Source organism: Limnobacter sp. CACIAM 66H1, assembly GCF_001601825.1.
GTDB lineage: Bacteria > Pseudomonadota > Gammaproteobacteria > Burkholderiales > Burkholderiaceae_B > Limnobacter.
In genome coordinates, this window is record NZ_LUJK01000108.1 from 1 (window position 1) to 2,008 (window position 2,008).

The following is a 2,008-nucleotide window of genomic DNA, read 5'->3' on the forward strand; positions in this document are numbered from 1 at the left end:
TGAACAACTGCCTACCTTTGTCGCAGGGATGCGTATACCAGGGCCCATCCGCGCTGGCCCAACTAGTCAGCGCGCCCCATATAGCCACTCACATTCTTTGTCGGTTGGCAACTTGTGATGTAGTGGGCGGATCGAGAGAGCATTATTATCACTTCTTACTAGGATATCTGCTGCCTTTGGTCAATTCTCAAAAAAAGTACTGTTTCAAAAGATTTCTCGCACTAGATTGCGGGCCCCTTATGTCTCCGATTCTCAATGAGACACTCACACGATTGGGATATCAATTTAGGTTAGTGAGGCCAAGCGAGGTTGAAATTCCTCTCTTTCTAGAGGCATGGGACCATGGGTGGAGTGCGAGAAAGGCTAAAAGTTCAGTGAGAGATGCTATAGCCCTGATCAGACAAGCATGGGAAGAATACGCTTGCCCTGGATATCCTTGTCCGCAATCGGAGAATCTTCTGATTCGGCGTTCTAGCCCCCATCAGTTTTACCTTGATGGAAGTTCTGAAAAAGCAGGCTACGGAACAAGCCGGCGGGGCATATCCAATTTGCAAGAGGTATCAGACTTCTTAACAACGAATAATGTTCCCCACTCAATCTATGAGCCAGGCGCCCATTGCCTCGGATGTCAGATTCAGACATTTGGCGCATCAAGAAGAATCCTAGGATTTCGCGGGGCAGAGTGGGCTAATCTGATCTGGTCAACATCAGAAGTTCGTGTTCGAATGCTGGATGCCAATCCGCCCGCCAAGCTGATAGGAACTCTTATGACACGCCTAGGTATTAAACATGAATTCGCCATCGTGGACAGCTGCTTTTGCCCAGAGAACCGCGAGGAGGCTTTGCGGTTCTTCAGCGAGGAGTAAGAGGGACATAACAAGAGGTTGACATAATAGTCAACATCACCATCGGGTTACTCGACGACGAGCATAGATGGGCATAAAACTGATGTTTTCTAGTCAAGATGGAAGCCAATGACTAATATGGAACTCTTTCGGAGCATTCTTCGCTTCGGCGGTTAGCTGTAGTGCTTCAAGCATCGAATTCAACATCGAGGTAACACAATGGACACAAATGGCAATTATCCAAAGATATTCGGGATAGGTCTGAATAAGACTGGGACGACCACCTTGGGAGAATGTGGAAGGATTTTAGGGCTTCGCTGCACTGGATGTGACCGAAAGCTTCTTAAGGATGTCGTTGCAAGGAATGATTTTTCTCAAATTATCCAAAAGGTACGTTGCTATGATTTGTTTGAAGATTGGCCGTGGCCATTAGTCTATAAAGATCTTGACGAAATGTTTCCAGGTAGCAAGTTTGTCCTCACGGTCCGGAGTACAGAGGAAAAGTGGCTGGAAAGCCTTAAAAGTCACTCCTTACGGACACACCCATTCAAACATTGTCGAAAGCTTGCATATGGGTTTAACTTCCCTCACACGCATGAGAAGGATCATATTGAGTTCTATAAAAGGCACAATGAAAGTGTCCGCACATACTTTGAAGGCCGAAGAAGCGACTTCTTGGAATTGTGCTGGGAAAACGGTGATGGGCTGGATAAGTTATGCAACTTCCTAGGGCATGATGTGCCCGATGTTCCATTGCCGCATGCCAACAAAGGCGCAGACAAGCGAGTAGATAGACGCAGACTATTTTTAAATAGTATGTTGATAAACATTAACTACTAAGGAATCTCTGGGTAACAAGGGTTTTAGAAGCAGCTGAGGTCCATCTCTCGCCGGGTTGGCCTCTGCCTTGACTCAAAAGCCTCCCTGTCGACCCAATGCCTGTTTCTCTCCACGACTTTGGGTGCGGTCGGAGGCCCGATTAGGCCCTACAGGCACTCCACAAGACGTTCATATCTCCGAAAGCAACAGCCACCGCGCCAGGAACAGATTCGTCAGCGCAGCAATCACGTTGACCTTGCAGCGATTCTTGGCCATTCCTCGCAGTCGGGTCTTCTGGAATCCGAACTGCTGCTTGATCACGCGAAATGGGTGCTCGACCTTGA

The 2,008-nt window shown here is 47.9% G+C and carries 2 protein-coding genes; one reads left to right on the forward strand and one right to left on the reverse strand.

The annotated features are described in order from the left end of the window. The first annotated feature begins 1,064 nt into the window (after positions 1-1,064). Positions 1,065-1,685 carry a sulfotransferase family protein gene (locus A0129_RS15905; protein ID WP_367190019.1) on the forward strand — a complete coding sequence of 207 codons (621 nt, stop codon included), beginning with the start codon at positions 1,065-1,067 and terminating at the stop codon, positions 1,683-1,685. Between the two features lie 168 nt (positions 1,686-1,853). On the opposite strand, the gene A0129_RS15780 is transcribed toward A0129_RS15905, so the two are convergent. After that, the coding region (locus A0129_RS15780) for a transposase (protein WP_291716337.1) at positions 1,854-2,008 on the reverse strand (155 nt) is incomplete at its 5' end.